Annotated in this window: 21 protein-coding genes; 20 read left to right on the top strand and 1 reads right to left on the bottom strand. The window is 38.4% G+C overall.

The window, feature by feature from the left end:
• Positions 1–219 precede the first annotated feature (219 nt).
• The 8 genes from ACFSUL_RS19340 to pyrE are packed head-to-tail and all read left to right on the top strand — an operon-like array spanning position 220 to position 9,756.
• Positions 220–1,164, top strand: coding sequence for an aspartate carbamoyltransferase catalytic subunit (locus tag ACFSUL_RS19340; protein ID WP_377937787.1), 945 nt, complete (start codon positions 220–222; stop codon positions 1,162–1,164).
• Positions 1,161–2,447: a dihydroorotase gene (locus tag ACFSUL_RS19335; protein WP_377937611.1), complete on the top strand. Its 1,287-nt coding sequence runs from the start codon at positions 1,161–1,163 to the stop codon at positions 2,445–2,447. Before ACFSUL_RS19340 ends, ACFSUL_RS19335 begins: the two co-directional genes overlap by 4 nt.
• A complete protein-coding gene (locus tag ACFSUL_RS19330; RefSeq protein WP_377937609.1) occupies positions 2,444–3,535 on the top strand; it encodes a carbamoyl phosphate synthase small subunit in 1,092 nt (363 codons plus the stop codon). Before ACFSUL_RS19335 ends, ACFSUL_RS19330 begins: the two co-directional genes overlap by 4 nt.
• Entirely contained in the window at positions 3,528–6,740 is a 3,213-nt protein-coding gene (gene carB, locus ACFSUL_RS19325; protein WP_377937607.1) for a carbamoyl-phosphate synthase large subunit, read from the top strand. The genes ACFSUL_RS19330 and carB overlap by 8 nt, the downstream gene beginning before the upstream one ends.
• Positions 6,737–7,516, top strand: coding sequence for a dihydroorotate dehydrogenase electron transfer subunit (locus ACFSUL_RS19320; RefSeq protein ID WP_377937604.1), 780 nt, complete (start codon positions 6,737–6,739; stop codon positions 7,514–7,516). The genes carB and ACFSUL_RS19320 overlap by 4 nt, the downstream gene beginning before the upstream one ends.
• Positions 7,513–8,454 carry a dihydroorotate dehydrogenase gene (locus ACFSUL_RS19315; RefSeq protein ID WP_377937602.1) on the top strand — a complete coding sequence of 314 codons (942 nt, stop codon included), beginning with the start codon at positions 7,513–7,515 and terminating at the stop codon, positions 8,452–8,454. Before ACFSUL_RS19320 ends, ACFSUL_RS19315 begins: the two co-directional genes overlap by 4 nt.
• Positions 8,426–9,136: an orotidine-5'-phosphate decarboxylase gene (gene pyrF / locus ACFSUL_RS19310; protein WP_377937600.1), complete on the top strand. Its 711-nt coding sequence runs from the start codon at positions 8,426–8,428 to the stop codon at positions 9,134–9,136. Before ACFSUL_RS19315 ends, pyrF begins: the two co-directional genes overlap by 29 nt.
• On the top strand, positions 9,133–9,756 hold the full coding sequence (pyrE, locus tag ACFSUL_RS19305; protein WP_377937598.1) for an orotate phosphoribosyltransferase: 624 nt from the start codon (positions 9,133–9,135) through the stop codon (positions 9,754–9,756). The genes pyrF and pyrE overlap by 4 nt, the downstream gene beginning before the upstream one ends.
• 46 nt (positions 9,757–9,802) lie before the next feature.
• Here the strand turns inward: pyrE and ACFSUL_RS19300 are convergent, their stop codons facing one another.
• Positions 9,803–11,509, bottom strand: a complete 1,707-nt coding sequence (locus ACFSUL_RS19300) for an Rqc2 family fibronectin-binding protein (RefSeq protein WP_377937596.1) — start codon at positions 11,507–11,509, stop codon at positions 9,803–9,805.
• Positions 11,510–11,669: 160 nt separating this feature from the next.
• On the opposite strand from ACFSUL_RS19300, the gene ACFSUL_RS19295 reads away from it, so the two are divergent.
• The 12 genes from ACFSUL_RS19295 to pknB all read left to right on the top strand — a co-directional run bounded on the left by ACFSUL_RS19295 (position 11,670) and on the right by pknB (position 26,105).
• The gene (locus ACFSUL_RS19295; protein ID WP_377937594.1) at positions 11,670–14,354 is read left to right on the top strand and encodes a cation-translocating P-type ATPase; all 2,685 of its coding nucleotides are present in this window, start codon (positions 11,670–11,672) and stop codon (positions 14,352–14,354) included.
• Positions 14,355–14,467: 113 nt separating this feature from the next.
• Positions 14,468–15,343, top strand: coding sequence for a YicC/YloC family endoribonuclease (locus ACFSUL_RS19290; protein WP_377937592.1), 876 nt, complete (start codon positions 14,468–14,470; stop codon positions 15,341–15,343).
• A gap of 118 nt (positions 15,344–15,461) precedes the next feature.
• A complete protein-coding gene (remA, locus tag ACFSUL_RS19285; RefSeq protein ID WP_377937590.1) occupies positions 15,462–15,734 on the top strand; it encodes an extracellular matrix/biofilm regulator RemA in 273 nt (90 codons plus the stop codon).
• Positions 15,735–16,349 carry a guanylate kinase gene (gene gmk / locus ACFSUL_RS19280; protein WP_377937588.1) on the top strand — a complete coding sequence of 205 codons (615 nt, stop codon included), beginning with the start codon at positions 15,735–15,737 and terminating at the stop codon, positions 16,347–16,349.
• Positions 16,350–16,571 (top strand): DNA-directed RNA polymerase subunit omega, encoded by a 222-nt coding sequence (gene rpoZ, locus ACFSUL_RS19275; protein WP_071412877.1) that lies wholly within the window; start codon positions 16,350–16,352, stop codon positions 16,569–16,571. It abuts the gene before it with no gap.
• Positions 16,572–16,860: 289 nt separating this feature from the next.
• Entirely contained in the window at positions 16,861–18,075 is a 1,215-nt protein-coding gene (gene coaBC, locus ACFSUL_RS19270) for a bifunctional phosphopantothenoylcysteine decarboxylase/phosphopantothenate--cysteine ligase CoaBC (RefSeq protein WP_377937585.1), read from the top strand.
• The gene (priA, locus tag ACFSUL_RS19265) at positions 18,075–20,486 is read left to right on the top strand and encodes a primosomal protein N' (protein ID WP_377937583.1); all 2,412 of its coding nucleotides are present in this window, start codon (positions 18,075–18,077) and stop codon (positions 20,484–20,486) included. The genes coaBC and priA overlap by 1 nt, the downstream gene beginning before the upstream one ends.
• A 31-nt stretch (positions 20,487–20,517) precedes the next feature.
• Entirely contained in the window at positions 20,518–21,003 is a 486-nt protein-coding gene (def, locus tag ACFSUL_RS19260) for a peptide deformylase (protein ID WP_377937581.1), read from the top strand.
• On the top strand, positions 21,000–21,953 hold the full coding sequence (fmt, locus tag ACFSUL_RS19255; RefSeq protein WP_377937579.1) for a methionyl-tRNA formyltransferase: 954 nt from the start codon (positions 21,000–21,002) through the stop codon (positions 21,951–21,953). The genes def and fmt overlap by 4 nt, the downstream gene beginning before the upstream one ends.
• Entirely contained in the window at positions 21,946–23,283 is a 1,338-nt protein-coding gene (rsmB, locus tag ACFSUL_RS19250; protein WP_377937577.1) for a 16S rRNA (cytosine(967)-C(5))-methyltransferase RsmB, read from the top strand. Before fmt ends, rsmB begins: the two co-directional genes overlap by 8 nt.
• Before the next feature lie 21 nt (positions 23,284–23,304).
• On the top strand, positions 23,305–24,054 hold the full coding sequence (locus ACFSUL_RS19245; protein WP_377937575.1) for a Stp1/IreP family PP2C-type Ser/Thr phosphatase: 750 nt from the start codon (positions 23,305–23,307) through the stop codon (positions 24,052–24,054).
• A gap of 5 nt (positions 24,055–24,059) precedes the next feature.
• The gene (pknB, locus tag ACFSUL_RS19240; protein ID WP_377937573.1) at positions 24,060–26,105 is read left to right on the top strand and encodes a Stk1 family PASTA domain-containing Ser/Thr kinase; all 2,046 of its coding nucleotides are present in this window, start codon (positions 24,060–24,062) and stop codon (positions 26,103–26,105) included.
• The last annotated feature ends 63 nt before the right edge of the window (positions 26,106–26,168 follow it).

Raw genomic sequence — 26,168 nt, 5'->3', positions numbered from 1 at the left:
TGAATATAACCTTTAAATACTGGTCCAGAGAGGCTAGAAAGGACAACTTGAACAAGGGGCTAGAAAGTGGCTACGTGCACTTTCTGTATTCTCTTGTACCTAGAACCTCCTGGACTCTCTTTTAGCCAGGGGGTTTTTATTTTGTCTAGTTCCACTAGAGGCAACAAAGAGCTTCCATTTTATTATAAATTTGGAGAGAAAAAGAGAGGTGTTTCTTTGATGAAGAATTTATTAACAATAAATGAGCTGTCAAAACAGGAAATAGTTAAAATTCTACAGGAAGCAGAACTTTTTAAGAAAGGGCAAACATGGACGGGAGCACAAGGTAAATTTGCAGCCAATTTATTTTTTGAGGCAAGCACGAGAACGAAATCAAGCTTTGAGATGGCGGAGCGGAAATTGGGTCTCACGGTTATTCCTTTTGAAGCGAGTACATCTAGTGTTCAAAAAGGGGAGTCACTATACGACACAGTTAAAACACTTGAAGCAATTGGAATAGACACGGTCGTGATACGGCATGGGCAAGATCGGTATTTTGAGGAGTTGGCAGGAAAAGTAAATGTATCGATTATTAATGGTGGAGATGGCTGTGGAAATCATCCGACTCAATGTTTACTCGATTTAATGACAATAAAGGAAGAATTTCAAACGTTTAAAAATCTTAATATAGCAATTGTAGGAGATATTCTCCACAGTCGTGTAGCACGTTCTAATGCAGAGGCATTAACAAAGCTTGGAGCAAACGTATATTTCACGGGACCAAAGGAATGGTTCCCAAAAGAAACACTTTATAGCGGAAAATACATTCATCTAGAAGATGCGGTCAAGTCATGCGACGTCATGATGCTCTTAAGAATTCAACACGAAAGACACAAAGGAGCAGTGTCGTTAGAAAAGGCAGACTACCACCAACAATACGGATTAACAGTCGAACGAGAAAAACACATGAAGCCAGGAAGTATCATCATGCATCCAGCACCAGTTAATCGAAATGTTGAAATAGCAGACTCGCTTGTTGAGTGCAATCGTTCACGAATTTTCAAACAAATGGAAAACGGTGTATATGTAAGAATGGCTATATTGAAAAGGGCACTGGAGAAAAGAAAAGCGGGCTTCGAAACTATAGATGGTGGAACGGAAAAAGTAATGGAGGGGATAATATGAGCTGGATTATAAGAAATGTACAAATGCTGAATGATAATGGAAATTTGGAGTCAGTTGATATAAAAGTAGAAGATAACAAGGTAGTGGCAATTGGTCGAATGCTTGATCAAGGTAATAGTAAAGAATTTTATGGAAAAGGATACCTTGTTTCCCCAGGGTTAGTAGACCTTCATATTCATTTAAGAGAACCTGGGGGTGAACATAAAGAAACGATTGATACAGGTACGTTAGCTGCTGCAAAAGGGGGTTTTACAACCGTAGCTGCAATGCCGAATACAAGACCTGTTCCAGATTCGGTTGAAGTGCTACAAATGTTGAACAAAAAAGTTGAAGAAACAGCCCATATTAGAGTTCTACCGTATGCCGCGATTACGGAAAGGCAAATAGGTAAATCTTTAAATGACTTTGCTGCACTGAAGGAAGAAGGAGCATTCGCTTTTACGGACGATGGAGTTGGAGTTCAGTCAGCAGGCATGATGTTGGAAGCGATGAAAAAAGCAGCAAGCGTTGGAGCAGCAATTGTTGCTCACTGTGAAGACAATACGCTCATTTACGGAGGGGCTGTCCATGACGGTGAATTTGCCAAAGCGCAAGACCTTCCAGGCATCCCATCAGTTTGTGAAGCAGTACATATTGCAAGAGATGTTTTATTAGCAGAAGCTACTGGCTGTCACTATCATGTGTGCCATATAAGCACGAAAGAATCTGTTCGGGTTGTACGCGATGCTAAAAAAGCAGGAATTAACGTAACAGCAGAGGTAACGCCACATCACTTACTTCTGTGTGAAGAGGATATTCCTGGATTAGATTCCAATTATAAAATGAATCCTCCATTAAGAGGAAAGGAAGATCAAAAAGCCTTAATAGCAGGCTTGCTAGATGGAACAATTGATTTCATTGCAACTGACCATGCGCCACATACAGCAGAAGAGAAGTCAGAAGGAATGCAATTATCACCTTTTGGAATTGTTGGACTAGAAACGGCCTTCCCGTTACTATATACAAATTTTGTGGAAAAAGGTATTTTCACTTTGAATCAGCTTATAGACTGGCTGACAAAAGCGCCATCTGATGCATTCAAGCTACCTTATGGCAGGTTAGAAATCGGAAGCACTGCTGACTTTACTTTAATAGATTTAGAGAATGAGCAAGAAGTAAACACTGAAAAATTTGTATCAAAAGGGAAAAATACACCTTTTGCAAACTGGAAATGTAAAGGATGGCCAAAAGCAACATTTTTTGAAGGTTCACTCGTATGGAATGAAGGAGGAGAGCAGGAATGAAACGACAACTAATTTTAGATGATGGAACAGTTTTTATTGGAGAGGGATTTGGTGCGGAGACAGATACAAAGGGAGAGGTTGTATTTAATACAAGTATGACTGGTTATCAAGAGATCCTGTCAGATCCTTCTTATTATGGTCAGATGGTTACGCTCACCTATCCTTTAGTTGGAAATTACGGAATTAACAGGGATGATTTTGAATCGATTACACCGGCTATAAAAGCATTTATCGTTAGAGAGTCTGCGGACTTTCCGTCTAACTGGAGATCAGAAAGTTCACTAGATGAATTATTAAAAATAAAAGGGATACCGGGTATTGCGGAAATTGACACAAGGAAGTTAACAAGAAAAATCCGTGAACACGGTACGATGAAGGGTGTTATTACATCTGTTGAAGCAAATGTGGATGAAATGCTGCATAAATTGAGAGCCTCTAAGTTCGCGACGGACAGTGTTAAACAAGTATCAACAAAAACTGCTTACCCTAGTCCGGGAAGAGGTTTGCGTGTTGTGTTAATGGATTTTGGGATGAAACATGGTATTTTAAGAGAATTGAATAAAAGGGACTGTGACGTAATTGTTGTTCCTTATAATACGACTGCTGATGAAATTAGAAGATTACATCCAGACGGGATCATGCTTTCGAACGGACCTGGAGATCCAAAAGATGTACCAACAGCTATTGAAACGGTTAAAGAATTGCTCGGAGAAATCCCGCTATTTGGTATTTGCCTAGGGCATCAATTGTTTGCTCTAGCATGTGGTGCGGATACGTTTAAAATGAAATTCGGTCACCGTGGTGCTAACCACCCGGTAAAAGAGTTGAAAACTGGAAAAGTAGCGCTGACTTCACAAAATCATGGTTATTCTGTTGACAGTGCTTCCCTTGAAGGAACACCTCTAGAGATAACGCACAAAGCTATCAACGATGGAACAGTTGAAGGATTGAAGCATAGAGACTATCCAGCGTTTACTGTTCAATACCATCCAGAAGCTTCTGCTGGACCGGAGGATGCGAACTATTTGTTCGATGAATTTTTGCAAATGATGAAAGAGGAGAAAGGAAAGGGGATCCAATATGCCTAAACGTACAGATATTAAAAGCATTTTAGTAATCGGGAGTGGACCAATTATAATCGGCCAAGCTGCGGAGTTTGATTATGCCGGAACACAAGCATGTATTGCTTTACGAGAAGAAGGGTATCGAGTCATTCTTGTAAACTCCAATCCAGCAACGATTATGACTGATGCAGAGATAGCAGATAAGGTTTATATTGAGCCTCTTACTCTTGAATTTGTCAGCAGAATTATTAGAAAAGAACGCCCAGATGCAGTTCTGCCAACACTTGGCGGACAGACGGGGTTGAACCTTGCTGTTGAGTTGTCCGAGTCTGGTGTACTAGAAGAGTGTGGAGTAGAAATCCTAGGAACGAAACTTTCTGCAATTGAAAAAGCGGAAGATCGGGACTTGTTTAGATCTCTTATGAATGAATTAAATGAGCCTGTTCCAGAGAGTGAAATTATTCACTCTGTTGAAGAAGCATTTAAGTTTGTAGAGTCAGTAGGATATCCAGTTATTGTTCGACCAGCTTATACACTCGGCGGTACAGGCGGAGGTATTTGCCATAATCGTGAAGAGCTCATAGAGATTGTTGGATCTGGATTGAAATACAGCCCAGTAACCCAGTGTTTACTAGAAAAAAGTATTGCTGGTTTTAAAGAAATAGAATACGAAGTAATGAGAGATAGCGGTGATAATGCGATTGTTGTTTGTAATATGGAGAATATTGATCCTGTCGGTATCCACACAGGAGATTCTATTGTAGTCGCACCGAGCCAAACACTTAGTGACAGAGAATATCAGATGCTAAGAAACACATCGTTAAAAATTATTCGTGCACTTGGAATTGAGGGAGGATGTAATGTACAACTTGCACTCGATCCTGATAGCTTCCAATACTATATTATTGAAGTGAATCCACGTGTGAGTCGCTCATCTGCTCTTGCTTCAAAAGCAACAGGCTACCCGATTGCAAAACTGGCAGCCAAAATTGCAGTCGGATTAACATTGGATGAAATGATGAATCCGGTGACAGGTAAAACATATGCATCCTTTGAACCTGCACTCGATTATGTCGTAACGAAGATTCCACGTTGGCCATTTGATAAATTTGAAGCTGCAAAAAGAAACTTAGGAACACAGATGAAAGCTACCGGAGAAGTTATGGCAATCGGCAGAACATTTGAAGAGTCATTGTTAAAAGCTGTTCGTTCCTTAGAGAGTAATGTCTACCATCTTGACCTTACTGATGCAGATCAATTTTCCAATGAGTGGATAGAAAAACGAATACGGAAAGCTGGAGATGAAAGGCTGTTTTATATAGGAGAAGCCCTTCGCAGAGGCGTAACAATTGAAACGATCCATGACTGGAGTAAAATCGATCTTTTCTTCCTTTATAAAATGAATAAAATTGTTGCATACGAAAGGGAAGTAAAAGGAAATCCTTTCAACAAAGAGGTTACTGAAAAAGCAAAACGAATGGGCTTTGCCGACATTACCATCGCTAAGTTATGGGAAACATCAGAAAAAGAAGTATATGGGTGGCGGAAACAACAAGACATCATACCAGTTTATAAAATGGTTGATACATGTGCAGCCGAATTTGAATCGGAAACACCTTACTTCTACGGAAGTTATGAAGAGGAAAATGAATCTACTGTGACCAACCGGGAAAGTGTTATTGTCCTAGGGTCGGGGCCAATTAGAATAGGGCAAGGGGTGGAATTCGATTACGCTACAGTCCATTCAGTTTGGGCAATTAAAGAAGCGGGTTATGAAGCAATTATTATCAACAACAACCCAGAAACCGTTTCAACAGACTTTAGCATATCTGACAAACTTTACTTTGAACCGTTAACTATTGAAGACGTGATGCACATTATAGACCTGGAAAAACCAAAGGGCGTTGTTGTCCAATTCGGTGGTCAAACTGCAATAAATCTAGCATCGCAATTAGTGGATAGAGGGGTAAAAATTCTTGGGACTACGCTTGAAGATCTAGACCGTGCGGAAGACCGCGATAAGTTTGAAAATACATTGAATACATTGGGAGTACCACAGCCGGAAGGTAAAACAGCTGTTTCGGTGGAAGAAGCACTAAAAATTGCTGAGGCGATTGGTTACCCTGTATTAGTCAGACCATCTTATGTGTTGGGCGGACGTGCCATGGAGATTGTTTACCGGAAAGAAGAATTACTTCACTACATGGAAAATGCTGTGAAAGTAAACCCAGATCATCCAGTACTAATTGATCGTTACTTAATCGGGAAAGAAATTGAAGTGGACGCCATTTCAGACGGAGAAACAGTCGTTATCCCTGGAATAATGGAGCATATTGAGCGAGCTGGTGTTCACTCAGGGGATTCGATTGCAGTCTACCCTCCTCAATCCCTTACGGATGAGCAAAAGGCAAGAATTGCGGATTACACAACAAGGCTTGCAAAAGGATTAAACATTGTGGGACTCCTTAATATTCAGTACGTCATTTCCGGAGGGGAAGTATTTGTGTTAGAAGTTAACCCGCGTTCAAGTAGAACAGTGCCTTTTATTAGTAAAATTACAAAAGTACCAATGGCAAATATAGCGACAAAAGCGATTCTAGGTATTTCTTTAAAACAACAAGGTTATCAGTCAGGATTAGTAGCTGAACAACCTGGTGTCTATGTAAAAGTACCTGTATTCTCTTTTGCGAAATTACGAAGAGTTGATATTACGCTCGGACCGGAAATGAAGTCAACAGGTGAAGTAATGGGGAAAGATTCTACATTAGAAAAAGCGCTATATAAAGGAATCGTTGCTGCGGGAATGGTAATGAAGGGTCATGGATCTGTGTTGTTGACAGTTGCAGATAAAGATAAAGAAGAAGCGTTAAAACTGGCAAAACGTTTTATCAATATTGGTTATCAAATAATGGCGACAAAAGGTACAGCAGAGTACTTGATGAAGGAGAATATTCCAGTGAAGGAAGTGGATAAAATTGGTTCAGCTGGACCGACACTTCTTGATATTATCCAAAGCGGTGAAACACAATTTGTCATCAATACATTAACAAAAGGAAAACAGCCAGCACGAGACGGCTTCCGAATTCGTCGTGAGTCAGTAGAAAATGGTATTCCATGCTTAACATCACTTGATACTGCAGAAGCCATTTTAAAAGTAATAGAATCCATGACATTTTCAACAGAAGCAATCCCATCAGCAAATAAAAGAGATGAGGCGGTGCTCGCATGATAAAAAAAGAAAGAATGGTGGTTACTAACCATTTCGAGCTTGCCAGAGATATCTTTGAAATAGAAATACAGGGTGATTTAGTAAACGAAATAGCAGCCCCGGGTCAATTTGTGCATATAAAAGTTGGAGAGGGGTTCAATCCGCTATTAAGAAGACCTATATCGATTTCATCATTTGATAAAGAAACTCGTTCAGCGGTTTTAATTTATCGAGCGGAAGGGAAAGGAACAAAAATCCTTTCTACTGTTAAAAAGGGAGAAACGATAGATGTGTTAGGACCTCTAGGGAATGGATTTCCGATAGATGAACAAGACAAGGGGAAAAGAGCATTATTAGTAGGTGGAGGAATTGGAGTTCCTCCCCTCTATGAGCTCTCACGAACGCTAAAGTCAAGCGGTTTCGATGTTATACATGTATTAGGTTTTCAAACAAAAGAAGTGTCCTTTTATGAGGAGGAATTTAAGAAATTAGGTCCAACCTATGTGGCAACAGTTGATGGCACACTAGGAATAAGAGGATTTGTTACAGATGTGATAAAAAATGAAGAATTGACATTCGACCTTTTTTACTCCTGTGGTCCAAAACAAATGTTAAAAGCACTTGAAAAAGATCTAAAAGGTAAAAGAGGTTATATTTCATTGGAAGAAAGAATGGGATGTGGTGTTGGAGCGTGTTTTGCATGTGTATGCCACACAACGAATGATCCGACTGGAACGGAATATGTGAAAGTGTGCAGTGATGGACCAGTATTTCCTACAGGGGCGGTGGTACTATGAATCGACTTCAAATTGAGCTTCCGGGAATAACATTAAAAAATCCAATTATGCCTGCCTCCGGTTGTTTCGGATTTGGAAAAGAGTATAGTCAGTTTTATGATTTAAATTTACTTGGAGCAATCATGATTAAAGCGACGACATTTGAAGCTCGTTTCGGAAACCCTACACCTCGTGTCGCGGAAACAAATGCAGGAATGTTGAATGCAATTGGATTACAAAACCCAGGTCTCAATCAAGTTATGGAAAGGGAATTACCATGGCTATCAAAGTTTGATGTTCCAATTATTGCAAATGTAGCTGGCTCTCAAGTGGAAGACTATGTTGAAGTTGCTAGAAGAATATCGACTGCAGAAAATGTAAAAGCACTTGAACTAAATATCTCTTGTCCAAACGTGAAAACAGGAGGAATTGCTTTTGGTACGATTCCCGAGATAGCAAAGAACTTAACCAAAAGGGTGAAAGAAGTATCTTCTGTACCTGTCTATGTCAAGCTTTCCCCAAATGTCGCAAATATTGTGGAAATGGCCAAGGCAGTTGAAGAGGGGGGGGCAGATGGTCTTACAATGATTAATACGTTAGTTGGAATGAGACTTGATTTGAAAACAGCACAACCGGTACTAGCGAATAAAACAGGGGGATTATCTGGACCTGCGATAAAACCGGTTGCGATTAGAATGATTTATGAAGTAAGTCAACAGGTATCGATTCCAATCATTGGGATGGGTGGAGTGGAAACGGCGGAGGATGTCATCGAGTATTTCTATGCGGGTGCTAGTGCAGTTGCGGTCGGAACAGCTAATTTCGTTGATCCTTTTGTTTGTCCAATGATAATAGAAAAGCTTCCTAGTTTACTAGATGAATTAGGTGCGGACTCGATAACGGAACTTACAGGAAGGAGTTGGGGGAAAAATGTCTCAAAAGCCGTTTATAGCTCTTGACTTTCCAACTTGGAGTGAAACAGAGGTTTTTTTGAATCACTTTGAAGAAGAGCTGAATGTAAAAGTGGGAATGGAACTTTACTTGCAAAATGGACCATTCCTTTTAGAAAAACTACTAGAATCCAAACATCATATTTTTCTTGATTTAAAACTTCATGACATTCCAAACACAGTTTACCGTGCTATGAAAGGACTTGCCTCTTATCCACTCGAGATAGTCAATGTGCATGCTGCCGGCGGAAAAGAAATGATGGAAAGAGCTTTAGAAGGACTAGATGCTGGCACGCCTACAGGAAGAAATAGAGCAAAGTTAATAGCGGTTACACAGCTTACCTCCACTTCCCAAGAGCAGATGCAAAAGGAACAGTTAATTGAAACGACGCTGGAACAATCCGTATTGAATTATGCTTCACTGGCGGCAAGTGCTGGATTGGATGGGGTAGTTTGTTCTCCACATGAATCTAATATGATTAAAAAAGAAATCGGTGAGAGGTTCTTAACGGTAACGCCAGGGATTAGATTGGCAGAAGATACCCCAGGAGACCAAAAAAGAATTGCTACCCCTAAATATGCTCGTGAACTAGGATCATCTTATATCGTTGTTGGCAGAAGTATCACAAAATCGAGTGATCCTGTAGGAGCATACCAAAAGGTAGTAAAAGAATGGGAGGAATTATTATGAAAAAAGAAATCGCAAAAAGCCTTTTAAATATCGAAGCAGTGTTTTTAAATGCATCCAATCCATTTACATGGTCTTCTGGAATAAAATCACCAATTTATTGTGATAACCGTTTAACGCTTTCTTTTCCTGAGGTGAGAAAACAGATTAGTAAGGGTCTTGAAGAAACTATTCATGAATTTTTTCCTGAAGTGGAAGTTATTGCTGGTACTGCAACAGCAGGGATTCCACATGCTGCATGGGTGAGTGAAAGAATGGATTTACCAATGTGCTATGTGCGTTCTAAGGCAAAAGCTCACGGGAAAGGAAATCAAATAGAAGGAAAAGTCTCAAAAGGACAAAAAGTAGTTGTTATCGAAGACCTGATTTCTACGGGAGGAAGCTGTATTACAGCAGTAGAAGCCCTTAGAGAGGCAGGATGTGAAGTGCTTGGAGTTGCGGCAATTTTTACTTATGAGCTGGAAAAAGGACGTCAATTACTAGACGATGCAACTATTAAAGCTTACACACTTTCTAACTATTCTGCTTTACTCGATGTAGCATTGGAAGAAGGAATTATAAAAAAAGAAGAATTACATACATTAAGGGAATGGAAGGAAAACCCTGAAGGTTGGAAGAAGTGAAAGGGGAAAAGGACTAAACGACATGTCGTTTAGTCCTTTACTATAATTAGGCTTTTTTTAGTGACCGAATTAAATCAAGGTCTGGTGTAACATAAACTGTTTGCTGTCCTTCATAGATAACAAATCCGGGTTTTGCCCCTTTAGGCTTTTTCACTTGTTTGACTTCTGTGAAATCGACGGGGACGGAACTTGACTCCCTTGCTTTACTGAAATATGCGGCAATATTTGCAGCTTCTTTAATCGTTTGTTCTGATGGCTGGTCAGTTTTGATCACAACATGTGACCCAGGGATATCCTTCGTGTGCAACCAAATGTCGTTTTTGTTCGCAACACGATTTGTTAAATAATCATTTTGTTTATTATTTTTTCCAACTAGAATACTTTCTCCGTCCGTAGAAGTATATTGTTCTAGTAGTGGTTTTTCATTGCCTTTTTTCTTTTTAGTCTTTTTTCTTGTTTTTAAATAGCCTTCTTCTTCTAATTCCTCGCGAATTTCTTCTATATCTCTAGTGGATGCTGATTCAAGTTGCTGGAGCAGTTGGTCAAAGTATTGAATTTCTTCTTTTGCCTTTTCAATCTGTTCATGAACAACCTTCGTTGCATTTTTTGCCTTTTGATATTTGGAAAAATAAAGCTGTGCATTATCAGAAGGCGTTTTTTGTGGGTTAAGTGGAATCGTTATAGTTTCCCCTTCTTCATCATAGTAATTGATGACATCAATACTTTTCATGCCTCTTTCAACAGCATATAGATTAGAAGTCAATAGCTCTCCGAGTAACTGATAATGATCGGCTTTCTTTGCATCCTCTAAAGTTAATTCCAGCTTTTTAATTTTATTTTCATTTTTTTCTTTTTCGTTTTTTACAAATCGTTCTAAATCATTTGCTTGCTGTTTTACTCTGTCCCGTGCAGCCTTCTGATAAAAATAGCGATCTAACAGGTTACTGAGAGTGGAAAACGACTGTTTTTCGCCTTTGACATGCTCTAAATCAATGGAGTAAAAAACTTCTTTTTCCCCTGAGATGAAGGTTGGTTTATATTGATGCTCCTTCATTTTTTTCATTAACGAAAGAAAGGAAGGCGGGATTGTATTTTGATTAGCAAGACCTGCAAGATGCGTTACTTCCTTGGCAGCTAAAGGTGATAATCCAGCAAAGTTTTGGACGATTTGCTTATCTATCTTTCCAGAATTGAAATCAATTGCTCTTAAAATAGTATCAGTTGTTGCTTCCAGCGGGTTTCTCTTATCTTGTTCAGGTGGTTGCCTATATTCATGACCTGGTAAAACTGTCCGATGGGTATTCATACTTGGTGAAATGTGTTTAATACTATCTAAGATCATATTTCTTTCTTTATCAACAAGGATAATATTGCTATGTCTCCCCATTATCTCAATTATAAGCTGTTTGTAAGAAACGTCACCAATTTCATTTCTTCCTTTTACCTCCATTACAATCATCCGATCTAATCCAACTTGATGGATGTCTTCGATCATATAACCTTCTAAATGTTTGCGAAGCAACATACAAAACATTGGAGGTACAGAAGGGTTTTCATAGTTTTCTTCTGTCAATTGCATTCGTGCATAACTTGGGTGTGCAGATAATAATAATTTATGATTTTTTCCGTTTGCTCTAATAATCATGATAATTTCATTTTTGTACGGTTGGTGAATTTTATTGATTCTCCCGCTTTGTAATGTTTCTTTTAACTCTTTCGTCATGGCTCTAGTAAACAATCCATCAAATGACATAATAAACATCCTCTATTCTTCAAATTTCTAAAAAATTGATTTTAATACAGAAACAAAATAAAACATATTTAAATCATATCATTTTTTAGGACGAGTCTGAATATGAATGCTATGAGAAGGACAACTTTTCGTCAAAGTAGGGGGAGAGTGAATTGATTCGATGAATTATCATGAAATGCGGGAAGAGGATATAGAACAAACATTAAGCACGAATTATGAACAAGGGTTGTCTTTAGATGAGGTGAAGAAAAGGAGAAATCAGTTTGGCTTTAATCAACTAGAGGAGGCTGAAAAACAATCTGCGATCCTTCTATTTTTCAGTCAATTTAAAGATTTTATGGTATTAGTTCTACTTGCCGCGACACTTATTTCAGGGATTTTAGGGGAGTATTTAGATGCCATTGCCATCATCGCAATCGTTTTAGTAAATGGATTTTTAGGGTTTTTCCAAGAAAGGAAAGCAGAAAAATCGCTACAAGCATTAAAAGAACTATCCGCTCCACAAGTAACAGTATTACGTGATGGTCAGTGGGTAAAGATACCTTCCAAAGAAATTGTAGTCGGCGATATTATCCGCTTTGCAAGCGGGGACCGAATTGGTGCAGATGTTCGTTTAATTCAATCCAATAATCTTGAAGTGGAAGAGTCAGCGTTAACGGGTGAATCGGTTCCAGTTGCAAAGAAGACGAATCCGCTCTCAGGTGTCAGTATGAGCCTTGGAGATCTAGAAAACATGGCGTTTATGGGCACAATGGTTACACGTGGAAATGGCATTGGAGCAGTCACGGCAATTGGGATGAAAACTGCAATGGGTCAAATAGCAGATATGTTGCAAAAAGCCGAAGTAATGATTACACCTCTACAACGCCGTCTTGAGCAGCTTGGAAAAATACTTATTACTGTTGCACTCGTTTTAACGGCTCTTGTAGTTGGTGTTGGTGTAATTCAAGGTCACGATATTTACACGATGTTCTTAGCGGGAGTGTCACTTGCTGTAGCTGCAATACCTGAAGGCCTGCCTGCAATCGTTACGGTTGCATTGTCATTAGGAGTGCAGCGAATGATTAAGAAAAAAGCAATTGTTCGGAAATTACCAGCAGTCGAAACGCTTGGATGCGCGTCTGTTATTTGTTCTGACAAAACAGGTACGCTAACGCAAAATAAGATGACTGTTACAGACTTATGGAGCGGAGGGAAAACATGGACCGTTTCTGGTACAGGGTATGAGCCAAAAGGACATTTTTTCTACCGTGAAGACAAAGTACTACCTAACAAAGATAAAGCACTTCAGCAATTGCTTACATTTGGGATGCTATGTAACCATGCGGAGTTGAAAACAAAAGGGGAAGAATTTGTTATCGATGGTGATCCTACAGAAGGTGCACTACTTGTTGCAGGGATTAAAGCGGGATTACATAGAGAGTCCCTTTTACAGCAATTTAGCATTGAAAAAGAATTTCCTTTTGACTCGAGTCGAAAAATGATGAGTATTATCGTTTCTGATCAGAATGGTAAACGGTTTGCTGTTACAAAAGGTGCCCCTGATGTAGTGTTAGGAAGAGCTACCTCCGTTTTATGGGGAGATAAATTACAGCATAAATCACAAGAAGTACATGCTAATGTGGAAAAAGCGATAGGAGAACTTGCATCGAATGCACTTCGAAATATTGCAATCGCTTATAAACCTTTAGATCGTAGTTCTTCTTCACATACAATGACAGAAACAGAGATAGAAAAAGATTTAGTCTTTATAGGTTTACAAGGTATGATTGATCCACCGCGACCTGAAGTAAAGGAAGCGGTACGGGAATGTGGTTCTGCAGGTATCAAGACTGTAATGATTACTGGCGATCATGTGATAACTGCGAAAGCAATCGCAAAGCAGCTTGGTATATTAAGAACGCATGATAAAGTACTCCAAGGACATGAATTAAATAATATGGATGTGGAAGAGCTAGAAGAAGTAGTAGAAAACGTTTCTGTATTTGCACGTGTATCGCCAGCGCATAAATTGAAAATTGTAAAAGCACTACAAAATCGAGGTCACATTGTTGCGATGACAGGAGATGGAGTAAATGATGCACCAGCTATCAAAACAGCTGATATTGGTGTTGCAATGGGGGTAACAGGTACGGATGTTGCAAAAGAATCATCATCACTTGTACTGTTAGATGATAACTTTGCCACTATTAAAGCCGCTATACAAGAAGGAAGAAATATTTACGAAAATATTCGCAAGTTTATTCGTTACTTACTTGCATCGAATGTTGGAGAAATACTAGTGATGCTTTTTGCGATGATTCTTGCCCTGCCGCTCCCCCTCGTTCCTATTCAGATTCTTTGGGTGAATCTAGTGACAGATGGTTTACCGGCTATGGCGTTAGGTCTAGACAAGCCAGAAGAGGATGTAATGAAACGAAAACCAAGGCATCCGAAAGAAGGAGTATTTTCAAGAGGGCTTGGTTGGAAAGTTGTTTCTAGAGGATTTTTAATTGGTATTGCGACACTTCTGGCGTTTATTTTCGCATACAAAGCACATCCTAACCATCTTGCATATGCCCAGACAGTTGCGTTTGCTACTTTGGTTATGGCTCAATTGATACATGTTTTTGATTGTCGTAGTGAAAAGTCAGTTTTTGCCCGGAATCCATTTGGGAATATGTATTTAGTGTGGGCAGTGCTTTCCTCGTTGGTGTTAATGTTGTTAGTTATTTATTTACCATCATTGCAACCTATCTTCCATACGGTTTCTATCGAATGGAAAGATTGGCTATTAATTTTAGGATTCAGCTCCGTTCCGACGTTTTTACTTGCAGGCTCATTTTTTGCAAGAAAAAAACAATAAAATATGGTATAATCCAAAAAGTAATAGGGTCAACACTCTATTACTTTTTTGGTATCTGCAAATTCAAACTAAAAATGTACTATCCTTAACAGAGAGAATGGATGTGACTGTAAATGGTTGTCAGTATGACAGGTTTTGGCCGAAGTAAATCAGAATCTGAGCAACATACCGTAACGGTCGAGATGAAATCGGTAAATCATAGATTTAGTGAATTTTACATAAGAATGCCTCGACAATTAGTGAAAATTGAGGATAAAATAAAAAAACAAGTGGGTCAATATGTTAAAAGAGGAAAGGTCGATATTTTTATTACCATTAATGGTGAAGGTCTTGTACATAAGAGCATACACATTGACTGGCCTTTGCTTGAGGAATATTATCGATTAGTGAATGAAGTGAAACGTAAATTCTCTGTAGAAAGTGATATTCAGCTTTCCGATCTATTAAAAAGAGAAGAGTTTATCACAGTGGAAGAAATGGAAGAAGAAAATGAGAGCTTGGAACACTTGGTTCTTCAAGCAGTCACGGATGCTGCTAGTGATTTAAGGCATATGAGAGAAAAAGAAGGAGAACAATTAAAACAAGATTTTCTTCTGCACTTAAAGAACTTCCAACAAAATGTTGGTGCATTGAAAAAACACGCCCCTACTGTAGTAGAGAGTTATCGTGAAAAGATTGAAAAGAAAATAAAAGAAAATAGCGATAATGCATTTGATGATTCAAGAATTCTAACAGAGGTGGCGATACTTTCAGATAAGTCTGATATCACGGAAGAGCTGACACGTTTAGAGAGTCATCTGAAACAATTTCATACAACAATAGAGGGTAAGGGGTCAATTGGCCGAAAACTGGATTTCATGATTCAAGAAATGAACAGAGAAGTGAATACAATTGGCAGCAAGTCGAATGATTCCATTATTTCAAATATAGTTGTTGAATTAAAAACAACACTTGAGAAGCTAAGGGAACAAGTACAAAATGTTGAATAAAAAGGTTTAGTTTTATTCAAACAAGGTGAAACTAATCTATTGATTAATAAAATGAAACTTCAATCAGTGGGGGTTTTTCCATTAAAATTAGACGAGACAGAATTGTAGGGGGAGGACAATGGCAATTAAGCTCATAAACATTGGATTTGGAAATATTGTTTCAGCAAATAGAATAATCTCCATTGTGAGTCCAGAATCAGCTCCAATTAAGCGACTGATACAAGACGCTAGGGACAGAGGTACATTGGTTGATGCCACATATGGAAGAAGAACACGTGCAGTAATTATTACGGATAGTGATCATGTCATTTTATCAGCGGTTCAACCAGAAACGGTTGCTCATCGCCTAACAGATAAGGATGATATTGCAGAAGAAGGGCAGGGTAAATAAATGAAAGAAAAAGGATTGCTTATTGTTCTATCTGGGCCCTCTGGGGTTGGGAAAGGAACTGTGCGTAAAGCGATTTTTTCTCAGGAAGAAACAAAGTTTGAATACTCCATTTCGATGACAACGCGAAATCCTCGCGAAGGTGAAATAGACGGTGTAGATTATTTTTTCAAAACACGAGAAGAATTCGAAGAATTAATAAGACAAGGAAAGTTATTAGAATACGCTGAGTTTGTCGGCAATTATTATGGCACACCTGTAGATTATGTTCGACAAACGCTTGATAACGGAAACGATGTATTTTTAGAAATTGAAGTACAAGGAGCACGACAGGTTCGAGAAAAATTTCCTGAAGCGCTATTTATTTTTCTTGCTCCTCCAAGCCTTTCCGAGCTTCAAAATCGTTTGGTAACAAGAGGAACAGAGGCAGATGATATAATAAGAGGTAGAATGGAAACGGCTAGAAAAGAAATAGAAATGATGAATTTATACGATTATATAGTGGAAAATGATAAAATAGAAAATGCGGTTGAGAAAATCAATTCTATAGTGCAAGCAGAGCATTGTCGTAAAGATCGTATTCAACAGCGATATATAAATATGTTGGAGGTAGAATAAATGTTATATCCTTCTATTGACTCTTTAATGAAAAAAATCGATTCAAAGTACTCACTTGTTAGTGTAGCTGCAAAACGTGCAAGAAATTTACAGGATACAGGAAGCTATAAGCTTGATCGATATGCTTCAGAAAAATTTGTTGGCAAGGCTCTTGAGGAAATCCATGCAGGACAATTGTCAATGAAAGAACGAGATGCAAAAGAGGTTTATTCTGACGAATAGGTCTCGAAGAAATTTTATGGTAGCACTCACTTTATCTCGCATTAACGGGTAGTAAAACCCCGATTAGTTTAATTGACAATCAGTAGAAGATAAACGAATCTTCCACTGATTGTTAGTTTCACTTTATGTGATAAACAATTTCAACAACGAATCCTATTACTAAAGGGTTGACTCGGATGGATAATCTTTTATCTTAATCGAGACAGCCCTATTTTCTTTTTAAAAGAAAATCCTTCATAATTAAATAAGCGAAATGTTTAAAAGAATGCAACTAAATGGGGGAAGAAAGATGATAAAAGGGAAAAACATTCTGTTATGTGTGACAGGTGGAATAGCTGTTTATAAAGCGGCAGCGTTAACAAGTAAATTATCTCAAACAGGTGCAAATATTAAAGTAATGATGACGGAATCAGCACAAAAATTCGTCGCACCTCTCACCTTTCAAGCGTTATCCCGAGAAGATGTTTACACTGATACTTTTGATGAAAAAGACTCTGCAAAAATTGCCCATATTGATTTAGCTGATTGGGCTGATTTAATATTGGTAGCCCCGGCCACTGCTAATATTATCGGAAAACTTGCCAATGGCATTGCTGATGACATGATTTCAACAACATTATTGGCAACTAGAGCAACCGTTTGGATTGCGCCTGCTATGAATGTTCATATGTATGACCACCCTGCAGTACAAAAAAATATCTCTACTCTACACGAATTCGGTTATCGGTTTATTGAACCGAGTGAAGGGTATTTGGCATGCGGATATGTTGGAAAAGGAAGATTAGAAGAGCCGGAGAAAATAGTAGAATTGATTAGAGATTATTTTTCGTCGATGAAAAATACCCCTGTACTAGCAGGGAAGAAAGTCGTTATTACGGCTGGGCCGACAAGGGAAAAGCTTGACCCTGTTCGTTTTTTCACAAATCGATCAACTGGGAAGATGGGTTATGCTCTTGCAGAGGCTGCAAATGCTTTAGGGGGAGAAGTGGTGTTGATATCGGGTCCGGTATCGTTACAGCCTCCTAAAGGTGTTACTGTCATAAATGTGGAAAGTGCGGAAGATATGTATCGCGAAGTATTTCACCACTATACTAATGCGGACATTGTAGTGAAAAGTGCTGCAGTCGCCGACTATCGTCCGGCTCTCGTACACGATGAAAAAATTAAAAAGCAAGACGGGGAATGGACAGTGTCTTTTGAAAGAACAAAAGACATATTAAAAAGTCTCGGGGAAAACAAACAAAAGCAATTTTTAATAGGGTTTGCTGCGGAAACCACTAACATGGAACAATATGCGATCAAAAAAATGAAAAAAAAGAATGCTGATATGATTGTAGCAAATAATGTAAAGATGAGTGGTGCAGGTTTTGGAAGTGAAACAAATATCGTCACTATTTATACAAAAGACGGAAACATCCGCGAATTGCCGCTTCTTACAAAATTCGAGGTAGCAAAAGAAATTTTATTACAAGCGGCAGATTTGATAGAAAAGGAAGGAAAATAATGAATATTGCCAGTGTCATTGTTGACGTTCCAGCAATGAAGATAGATAGACCTTTCGATTATTTGATTCCAGAACAGTGGATAGGCCGTATTAAACCGGGAATGAGAGTTGTTGTTCCATTTGGTCCCCGGAAGATACAAGGGTTTGTAGTGGAGTTGAAAGAGGAAGCAGAAGTGTCAAAGTTAAAAGCTATTCATGAACCAATGGACTTAATTCCAGTTTTAAATAGGGAATTGCTCGAACTTGGTCATTGGATGACAGATAAAACATTATGCTTTAAAATATCGGCATTTCAATCGATGTTACCTGCTGCAATGAAGGCCAAATATGAAAAAATTTTTGTGTTAAGAAACGATCTAACATTCTTGCCATTAGATTTGCAACCATATTTCGAACGAAATGGAAGATTGTATTGGAAGACAGCTGAAGCGGAAAATTTGCTTACTCTTCTTCAAAAACAAGTTGATAATAGAAATTTAGAAGTAGTATACAATGTAAAAGCAAAAGGTAAGAAGAAAACAGTAAGAAAATATTACTTAGCTTTTGATAAAGCAAAAATAGAGGAAATAAAAGAATCATTAGGAAATGCCGTGAAGCAGCGAGAAGTGCTAGAGTATTTTGCGAGTCTTGAAGCGGGAGCTAGATTAGCTTCAAAAGATATTGTGGAAAGCATAGGGGTTTCTTCTTCAACATTGAAAACTCTAGTTGAAAAGGGACTCATTATAGAAAAGCAAGAAGAAATATACCGTGATCCATATGAAAATAGAAACTTTGCCCAAACGAAGCCTTTTCAGCTAACCTCTCTACAAGAACAGGCGATTAAGCCTATTTTACATAATGTTGAAGAAAATTCATTTAAAACGTTTCTGCTTTATGGTGTGACAGGAAGCGGAAAAACAGAAATTTATCTCCAATCTATACAAAGAGTCCTTGAAAAAGGAAAAGAGGCAATTGTTCTCGTACCGGAAATTTCGCTCACTCCTCAAATGGTAAATCGTTTTAAAGGGCGGTTTGGAAATGAAGTTGCAGTCATGCACAGCGGATTATCTATAGGAGAAAAATATGATGAATGGAGAAAAATCCAGAGAAAGGAAGTAAAGGTGGTGGTCGGAGCGAGATCGGCAATATTCGCCCCTTTCGAAAATATTGGGATTATTATTATCGATGAGGAACATGAAACAAGCTATAAACAAGAAGAAAACCCAAGGTATCATGCACGGGACGTAGCTATTTATCGAGGGCAATATCATCAATGTCCTGTTATATTGGGAAGTGCTACGCCTTCACTCGAATCGTTTGCCCGATCGCAAAAAGGGGTTTATCAGCTCTTAACGATAAACAAAAGAATGAATGCTGGAGAAATGCCTCCTGTTACTATTGTTGATATGCGTGAAGAGTTGAGAAAAGGCAATCGTTCCATGTTCTCTGTTGATTTATTTGAAAAGATTCAAGATCGAATGGAAAAAAAAGAACAGACTGTGTTGTTTTTAAATCGACGTGGACATTCTTCCTTTGTTATGTGTAGGGATTGTGGATTTGTACTTCAATGTCCGCATTGTGATATCTCGCTAACGTATCACCGATTTTCAAACGGTATGAAATGTCATTACTGTGGTTATGAAGATGTTGTCCCTAAAACTTGTCCGGAGTGTGAAAGTGAGCATATTCGATATTTTGGTACAGGCACGCAAAAAGTAGAAGAAGAGCTCACAAAACTATTACCTGAAGCAAGAATAATCCGTATGGATGTTGATACAACAAGTAGAAAAGGCTCTCATGAAAAACTGCTAAAGGCTTTTGGGGATGGAAAAGCGGATATTTTACTAGGTACACAAATGATAGCAAAGGGATTAGATTTTCCAAATATTACATTAGTAGGTGTGCTGAGTGCTGATACGATGCTACATTTACCAGATTTTAGAGCGGCAGAGAAAACGTTTCAGCTGCTTACCCAGGTTAGCGGACGAGCGGGAAGACATAAGCTCCCTGGTGAGGTAGTTATCCAAACGTATACACCTGAACATTATTCGGTTGAGCTTGCAGCAGATCAAGATTACGACCGATTTTATGAACGTGAAATGATGATGCGAAAAATGGGATCATATCCACCGTTTTATTACATTACGTTAATAACGGTGTCGCATGAAGATTTACTGAAACTTGTCAACATTGCCGAAAAGATGACTGATTTTATTAAAGCTCGCTTGTCACCACAAACGATTACATTAGGTCCAGTGGCGTCTCCTATTCCTAGGATCAAAAATAGATATCGTTATCAATGTTTGGTAAAATACAAACGAGAACCGAATCTTGAAGCTACATTAAAAACATTACTTGAGCAATACGAAAAACAATATACATCAGAAGGATTATCGATTTCAATTGATGTCAACCCTTATATGATGATGTAATGATATATAAATAATGATACGGAGGAGAAAAATGGCTGTACTTCCTATAGTAATGCATCCTAATCCTATCCTTGAAAAGGAATGTAAAAAGGTAACGGATTTTGATAAAAAACTAAAAAAATTATTAAATAATATGTACGAGACAATGATTGAGGCAGATGGCGTTGGGTTAGCCGCACCACAAGTTGGAGTAGACCTTCAAGTAGCTGTTGTTGATATTGGAGACGATAGCGGGACCATTGAATTAATTAATCCGGAAGTAACTCCTCTAGAAGGGAAGCAAACAGATTTAGAAGGCTGTCTCAGTTTTCCAGGGTTATTCGGCGAGGTCTCAAGATCTTATAAAATAAATGTGCGCTCGCAAGATCGAAAAGGAAGAACCATTGAATTTCAAGCAGAAGATTTTTTAGCAAGAGCTATTCAACATGAAGTGGATCATCTTCATGGAATTCTTTTCACTTCCAAGGTAGAGCGTTACGTAACAGAAGAAGAATTAGAAAGGTATGAAGCGGAATGACAAAAGTTGTTTTTATGGGTACACCAGATTTTGCTGTCCCTGTCCTACAATCATTAATAACGGAGAATTATCAAGTTGTGGCAGTCGTAACACAGCCGGATCGCCCTGTAGGTAGAAAAAAAATATTAACACCACCTCCTGTAAAAGTAGAAGCCGCGAAACACGGAATTCCTGTAGTACAGCCGGAAAAAATTCGTCATAAGGCGGAGTTGGAAAAGGTTCTTGCTTTTCAACCAGATTTAATTGTAACAGCCGCATTTGGTCAAATCTTGCCTAATGAACTGTTAGAGGCCCCAAAATATGGCTGTATTAATGTTCATGCATCACTGCTTCCTGAACTGCGTGGCGGTGCGCCAATTCATTATTCCATTTTACAAGGAAAAGAAAAAACAGGAATTACGATTATGTATATGGTAGAGAAGCTTGACGCAGGGGACATCATCAGTCAAGTAGAAGTGCCTATTGATGAAAAAGACCATGTCGGTACATTGCATGATAAATTAAGTGAAGCTGGATCAAAGTTACTGGTGGATACATTGCCAAAGCTTTTAAATGGGGACATTTATCCTCGTAAACAAGACAATGAAAAGGCGACATTTGCATCCAATATTAAAAGAGAACAAGAGAAGATTGATTGGACAAAAACAGGAGAAGAAATTTACAATCATATTCGTGGGCTACACCCTTGGCCTGTTGCATATACAAAGCTTAATGGTTCTGTCATGAAAATATGGTGGGGCGAAAAGGTTCCAAACAGCACTAGCGGCTCTCCTGGTGAAATAATTTCCATACTTGAAGATGGATTTATTGTAAAAACAGGTAACGAAACAGCTATTAAAATTACCGAGCTTCAACCTTCAGGGAAAAAGCGGATGAGTGCCGTAGACTATTTACGTGGAGCTGGATCAAACTTAAAAACAGGCCCTATTTTAGGAGATAACGATGAGTAAAAACAAAAAGAGTGTAAGAGAAGTCGCACTAGATGTAATAGAAGCGGTTGAAAAAAATCAATCGTATAGTAATTTATTATTAAATCATACGATTGAAAAACATCATATTTCAGGCCCTGATGTTGGATTGTTAACAGAAATAACGTATGGAACTATTCAACGGAAAATGACACTTGATTACTTCCTAGCACCGTTTATCAAAAAAAAGGTTGACCCGTGGGTACGTCAATTACTACGGTTGTCTTTATATCAAATGATCTACCTTGATAAAGTACCCGATCGTGCTGTATTATTTGAAGCTGTCGAGTTGGCTAAAAAAAGAGGCCATAAGGGGATTTCAGGTCTGGTTAATGGTGTGCTGCGCTCTGTCCAACGAAACGGCGTACCTTCACTTGCTGAAATAGCCGACCCTGTCGAAAGGATTTCGGTGGAAACAAGCCACCCGTTTTGGCTTGTAAAAAGATGGACGGAACAATTTGGTTTAGAAAAAACAAGGAAGATGTGTGAAACGAACCTACTGGCTCCTCACCAGTCAGCAAGAGTGAATACAGTCAAAACAACTAAGGTAGAACTTATGGAGAAATTACAAACAGAAGATATTGAGGTGAAGGAAAGCCCAATCCTACCTGAAGCGATCTATTCAATAAAAGGAAATTTGGCGAAGACCTCTTTTTATAAAGATGGACTTCTGACAATTCAAGATGAGAGCTCTATGCTTGTCAGCTATGCACTCGAGCTTGACAAAGGAATGAGGGTACTGGATGCCTGTGCAGCACCAGGGGGGAAAACAACGCATATTGCGGAAAAACTTCAAGGAACCGGTGAAGTTTTTGCGATGGACTTGCATCCTCATAAAGTAAAATTAATTGAAGAAAATGCTAGACGCCTAGGGTTAGAAAATATTACTACAAAAGCATTGGATAGTCGAAAAGCTAGTGATATTCATGAATCTGGAACATTCGACCGAATATTGGTTGATGCACCGTGTTCTGGTCTTGGAGTATTGAGAAGAAAACCAGATATTAAATACACAAAAAAGGAAGAAGACTTAAATGCTCTTCAAACTATTCAGCTGGATATTCTTTCATCTGTAGCACCGCTTCTTAAAAAAGACGGATTATTAGTGTATAGTACATGTACGGTTGACGAAAATGAAAATACAGGAACGGTAGAAGCATTTTTAGCTGCTCATCCTGAGTTTGAAGAGCATTCCTTAACGGCAATGCCAGAAGCGGTAAAACCGTTTGTTAAAAATAATAAACTACAAATTTTTCCGCAAGATTTTGGTGGAGACGGCTTTTTTATAGCATGTTTTAGAAAAAAAGTGTGAAGAAGAAACGGGGTGACCAAGGTGAAGTCAGTCTTTTTTACGGACAAGGGGAAAGTACGTCAACATAATGAAGATAGTGTTGGTGTATTTGTAAATAGCCATGGTGACTATCTTGCTGTCGTTGCAGACGGTATGGGTGGTCATCGAGCTGGTGATGTAGCAAGTGAAATGACAATCGATATATTGAAAGAACAATGGAATACAGCAGATAAAATGGAAACTGCTGAGCAAGCTGAACAATGGTTGAAAAGGCACATAACAGATGTAAATGAGCAAGTATTTAGCTATTCTAGAGAACACCAGGAATGTGAAGGGATGGGCACAACTATTGTAGGAGCAATATGTACCGATTTATTTATTACGATTGCTAATATTGGTGACAGTCGAGGGTATATTTTTAATGAAAGTGGTTTGCAGCAATTAACAGAAGATCATTCATTAGTTAATGAACTTGTTCGTAGTGGCCAAATATCAAAAGAGGATGCAGAACACCATCCGAGAAAAAATGTTTTACTCAGAGCATTAGGAACAGAAAGCGATGTTTCAATGGATATAAAAACAATCGTGTTTGAAGAACAAGATATTTTATTTTTATGTTCCGATGGCCTATCTAATAAAATTTCTGATAAGGAACTTTTGGGTATTGTTTCGAGTAAATTACCTTTGAAAGAAAAGGGCCAAAAGTTGATTGATTTAGCAAATGAATATGGCGGAGAGGATAATATTACCTTGGTCATAGTGGAGTATACCGCTGAAACGGAAAGCGGGTGAAGTAATTGATAAATGGTAAAAGAATTAGCGGCCGATACAAAATACTCGACCTTATTGGCGGCGGCGGTATGGCAAATGTCTATCTGGCTCATGACATGATCTTAGATCGTGAAGTAGCGATAAAAATGCTCAGAGTAGACTTTGCTAATGAGGAAGAGTTTATTAAAAGATTTCAACGGGAAGCACATTCGGCAACAAGTTTAGCGCATCCAAATATTGTTAATATATTTGATGTTGGAGAAGAAGAAGATATTAACTATATTGTCATGGAATATGTAAAGGGAATGACGTTAAAGCAATACATACAGCAGTATTCTCCAATTTCTGTTGAGAAGGCATTAGACATAATGAAACAGTTAACATCTGCAATGTCACATGCACATCAAAATCATATAATCCACCGTGATATTAAACCACAGAATATATTAATAGACAGTGATGGAAATGTTAAAATTACGGATTTTGGAATAGCAATGGCATTAAGTGCTACGTCTATTACGCAAACAAATGCGGTACTCGGTTCTGTTCATTATTTATCACCTGAACAAGCACGTGGTGGCATGGCAACAAAGAAATCAGATATCTATTCTTTAGGAATTGTCATGTTCGAACTTTTGACAGGGAGGTTGCCTTTCTCAGGCGAGTCAGCTGTATCTATCGCCCTTAAGCATTTACAATCAGAAACACCTTCGCTTAGAAGGTGGAACAATACAATTCCACAAAGTGTTGAAAATATTGTTTTAAAAGCGACAGCTAAAGATCCTTTTCATCGCTATGCAAGTTTAGAAGAGATGGAAGAGGATTTTGGAACGGCTCTAGCCCCGGAACGTCAAAACGAACCGAAATTTAATGTACCATTGGATGATGATGCTACAAAAGCAATACCTGTAATAACAAATGATAGTACATATTCTAACTTAGACGACACGATTGTTCATCATCAAAATGATATAGCAGAACCGACTAAACCAACGGAAACTGTTTCACAAGATACGAGTAAAAAGAAAAAGGTGAAAAAAAAGAAGGAAAAGAAAGAAAAGAAAAAGAAGTGGCCGTTTGTCGTAATTGGTTTATTTTTCTTCATTATTTTGCTGGGGGTCGGAACCTTTACTGTTCTTCCAGATTTGCTAGGACCAAAAGATATTAATATACCAGATGTTTCTGGAAAAGAGTATGATGAAGCGATATCGATTCTTGCAGATAAGGGATTTGAAATTGGGGATACGAACGAACAATTTAATGAGGAAATACCAGAAGACGTGGTGATTAAAACCTCCCCTAAAGCAGGAAGAACAGCTAAAGAGGGTAGTGAAATTAACATTTATGTAAGTAAGGGGAAAGAAACAGTTGAAATGGAAGACTTTGTTGACAAACAATATGCTGATATTGCTAGTGCTCTTGAAGAAGAGGGATTTACTGTTGAAAAAGAAGAAGTGTATAACGAGAGTGCTCCAGGTACAATCTTAGAACAAACCCCTGCATCCGGTGAAGAAGTTATACCAGATGAAACAACAATTACATTTACTATTAGCAAAGGGCAAGAAACATTTGAGTTAACAGACTTGACTCAATATAACCAAAAAGCACTAGAGGACTACGGGGAGCTCACTGGCTTAAAGATAAATATCTCTTCTGAGGAATACTCTGATGAAGTTACTGAAGGGCTTGTCATATCCCAAACCCCTAAACAAGGAACGCCTATGATAAAAGGGGAAACGGTTAACGTAGTTCTATCAAAGGGAAAGGAACCTCAAGTACCTAAGGATGTTTCCGTTGAAGTAACCATTCCATATGAACCAGCAGAGACTGTAGAGACCGAGGGAGAGAACCCACAAACGGAAGAGAAAAAACCACAGACTGTAGAAATTTACGTGGAAGATATAGATAGCAATATTACAGAAATGGATCAAATTTTCTCAATCACTGAAACGACCAAGAAAACACTAAACCTTACAATAGAGCCTAATAAAGAAGGTAAATACAAAATTATACGTGATGGTCAAGTGTATGAGGAGAAATCGATAGCGTATCCGACGGAAGAAGAATCGTAAATAACTTTTAACTTTTATAAACATGGGGTTAACTAACAAAAAAGTCAAAAAAGTGTCACGCAT

This window comes from Bacillus seohaeanensis (assembly GCF_042684945.1).
GTDB lineage: Bacteria > Bacillota > Bacilli > Bacillales > Bacillaceae_B > Rossellomorea > Rossellomorea seohaeanensis.
Note: the sequence above shows the minus strand (reverse complement) of the source record. Positions and strands in the feature narration are given on the sequence as shown.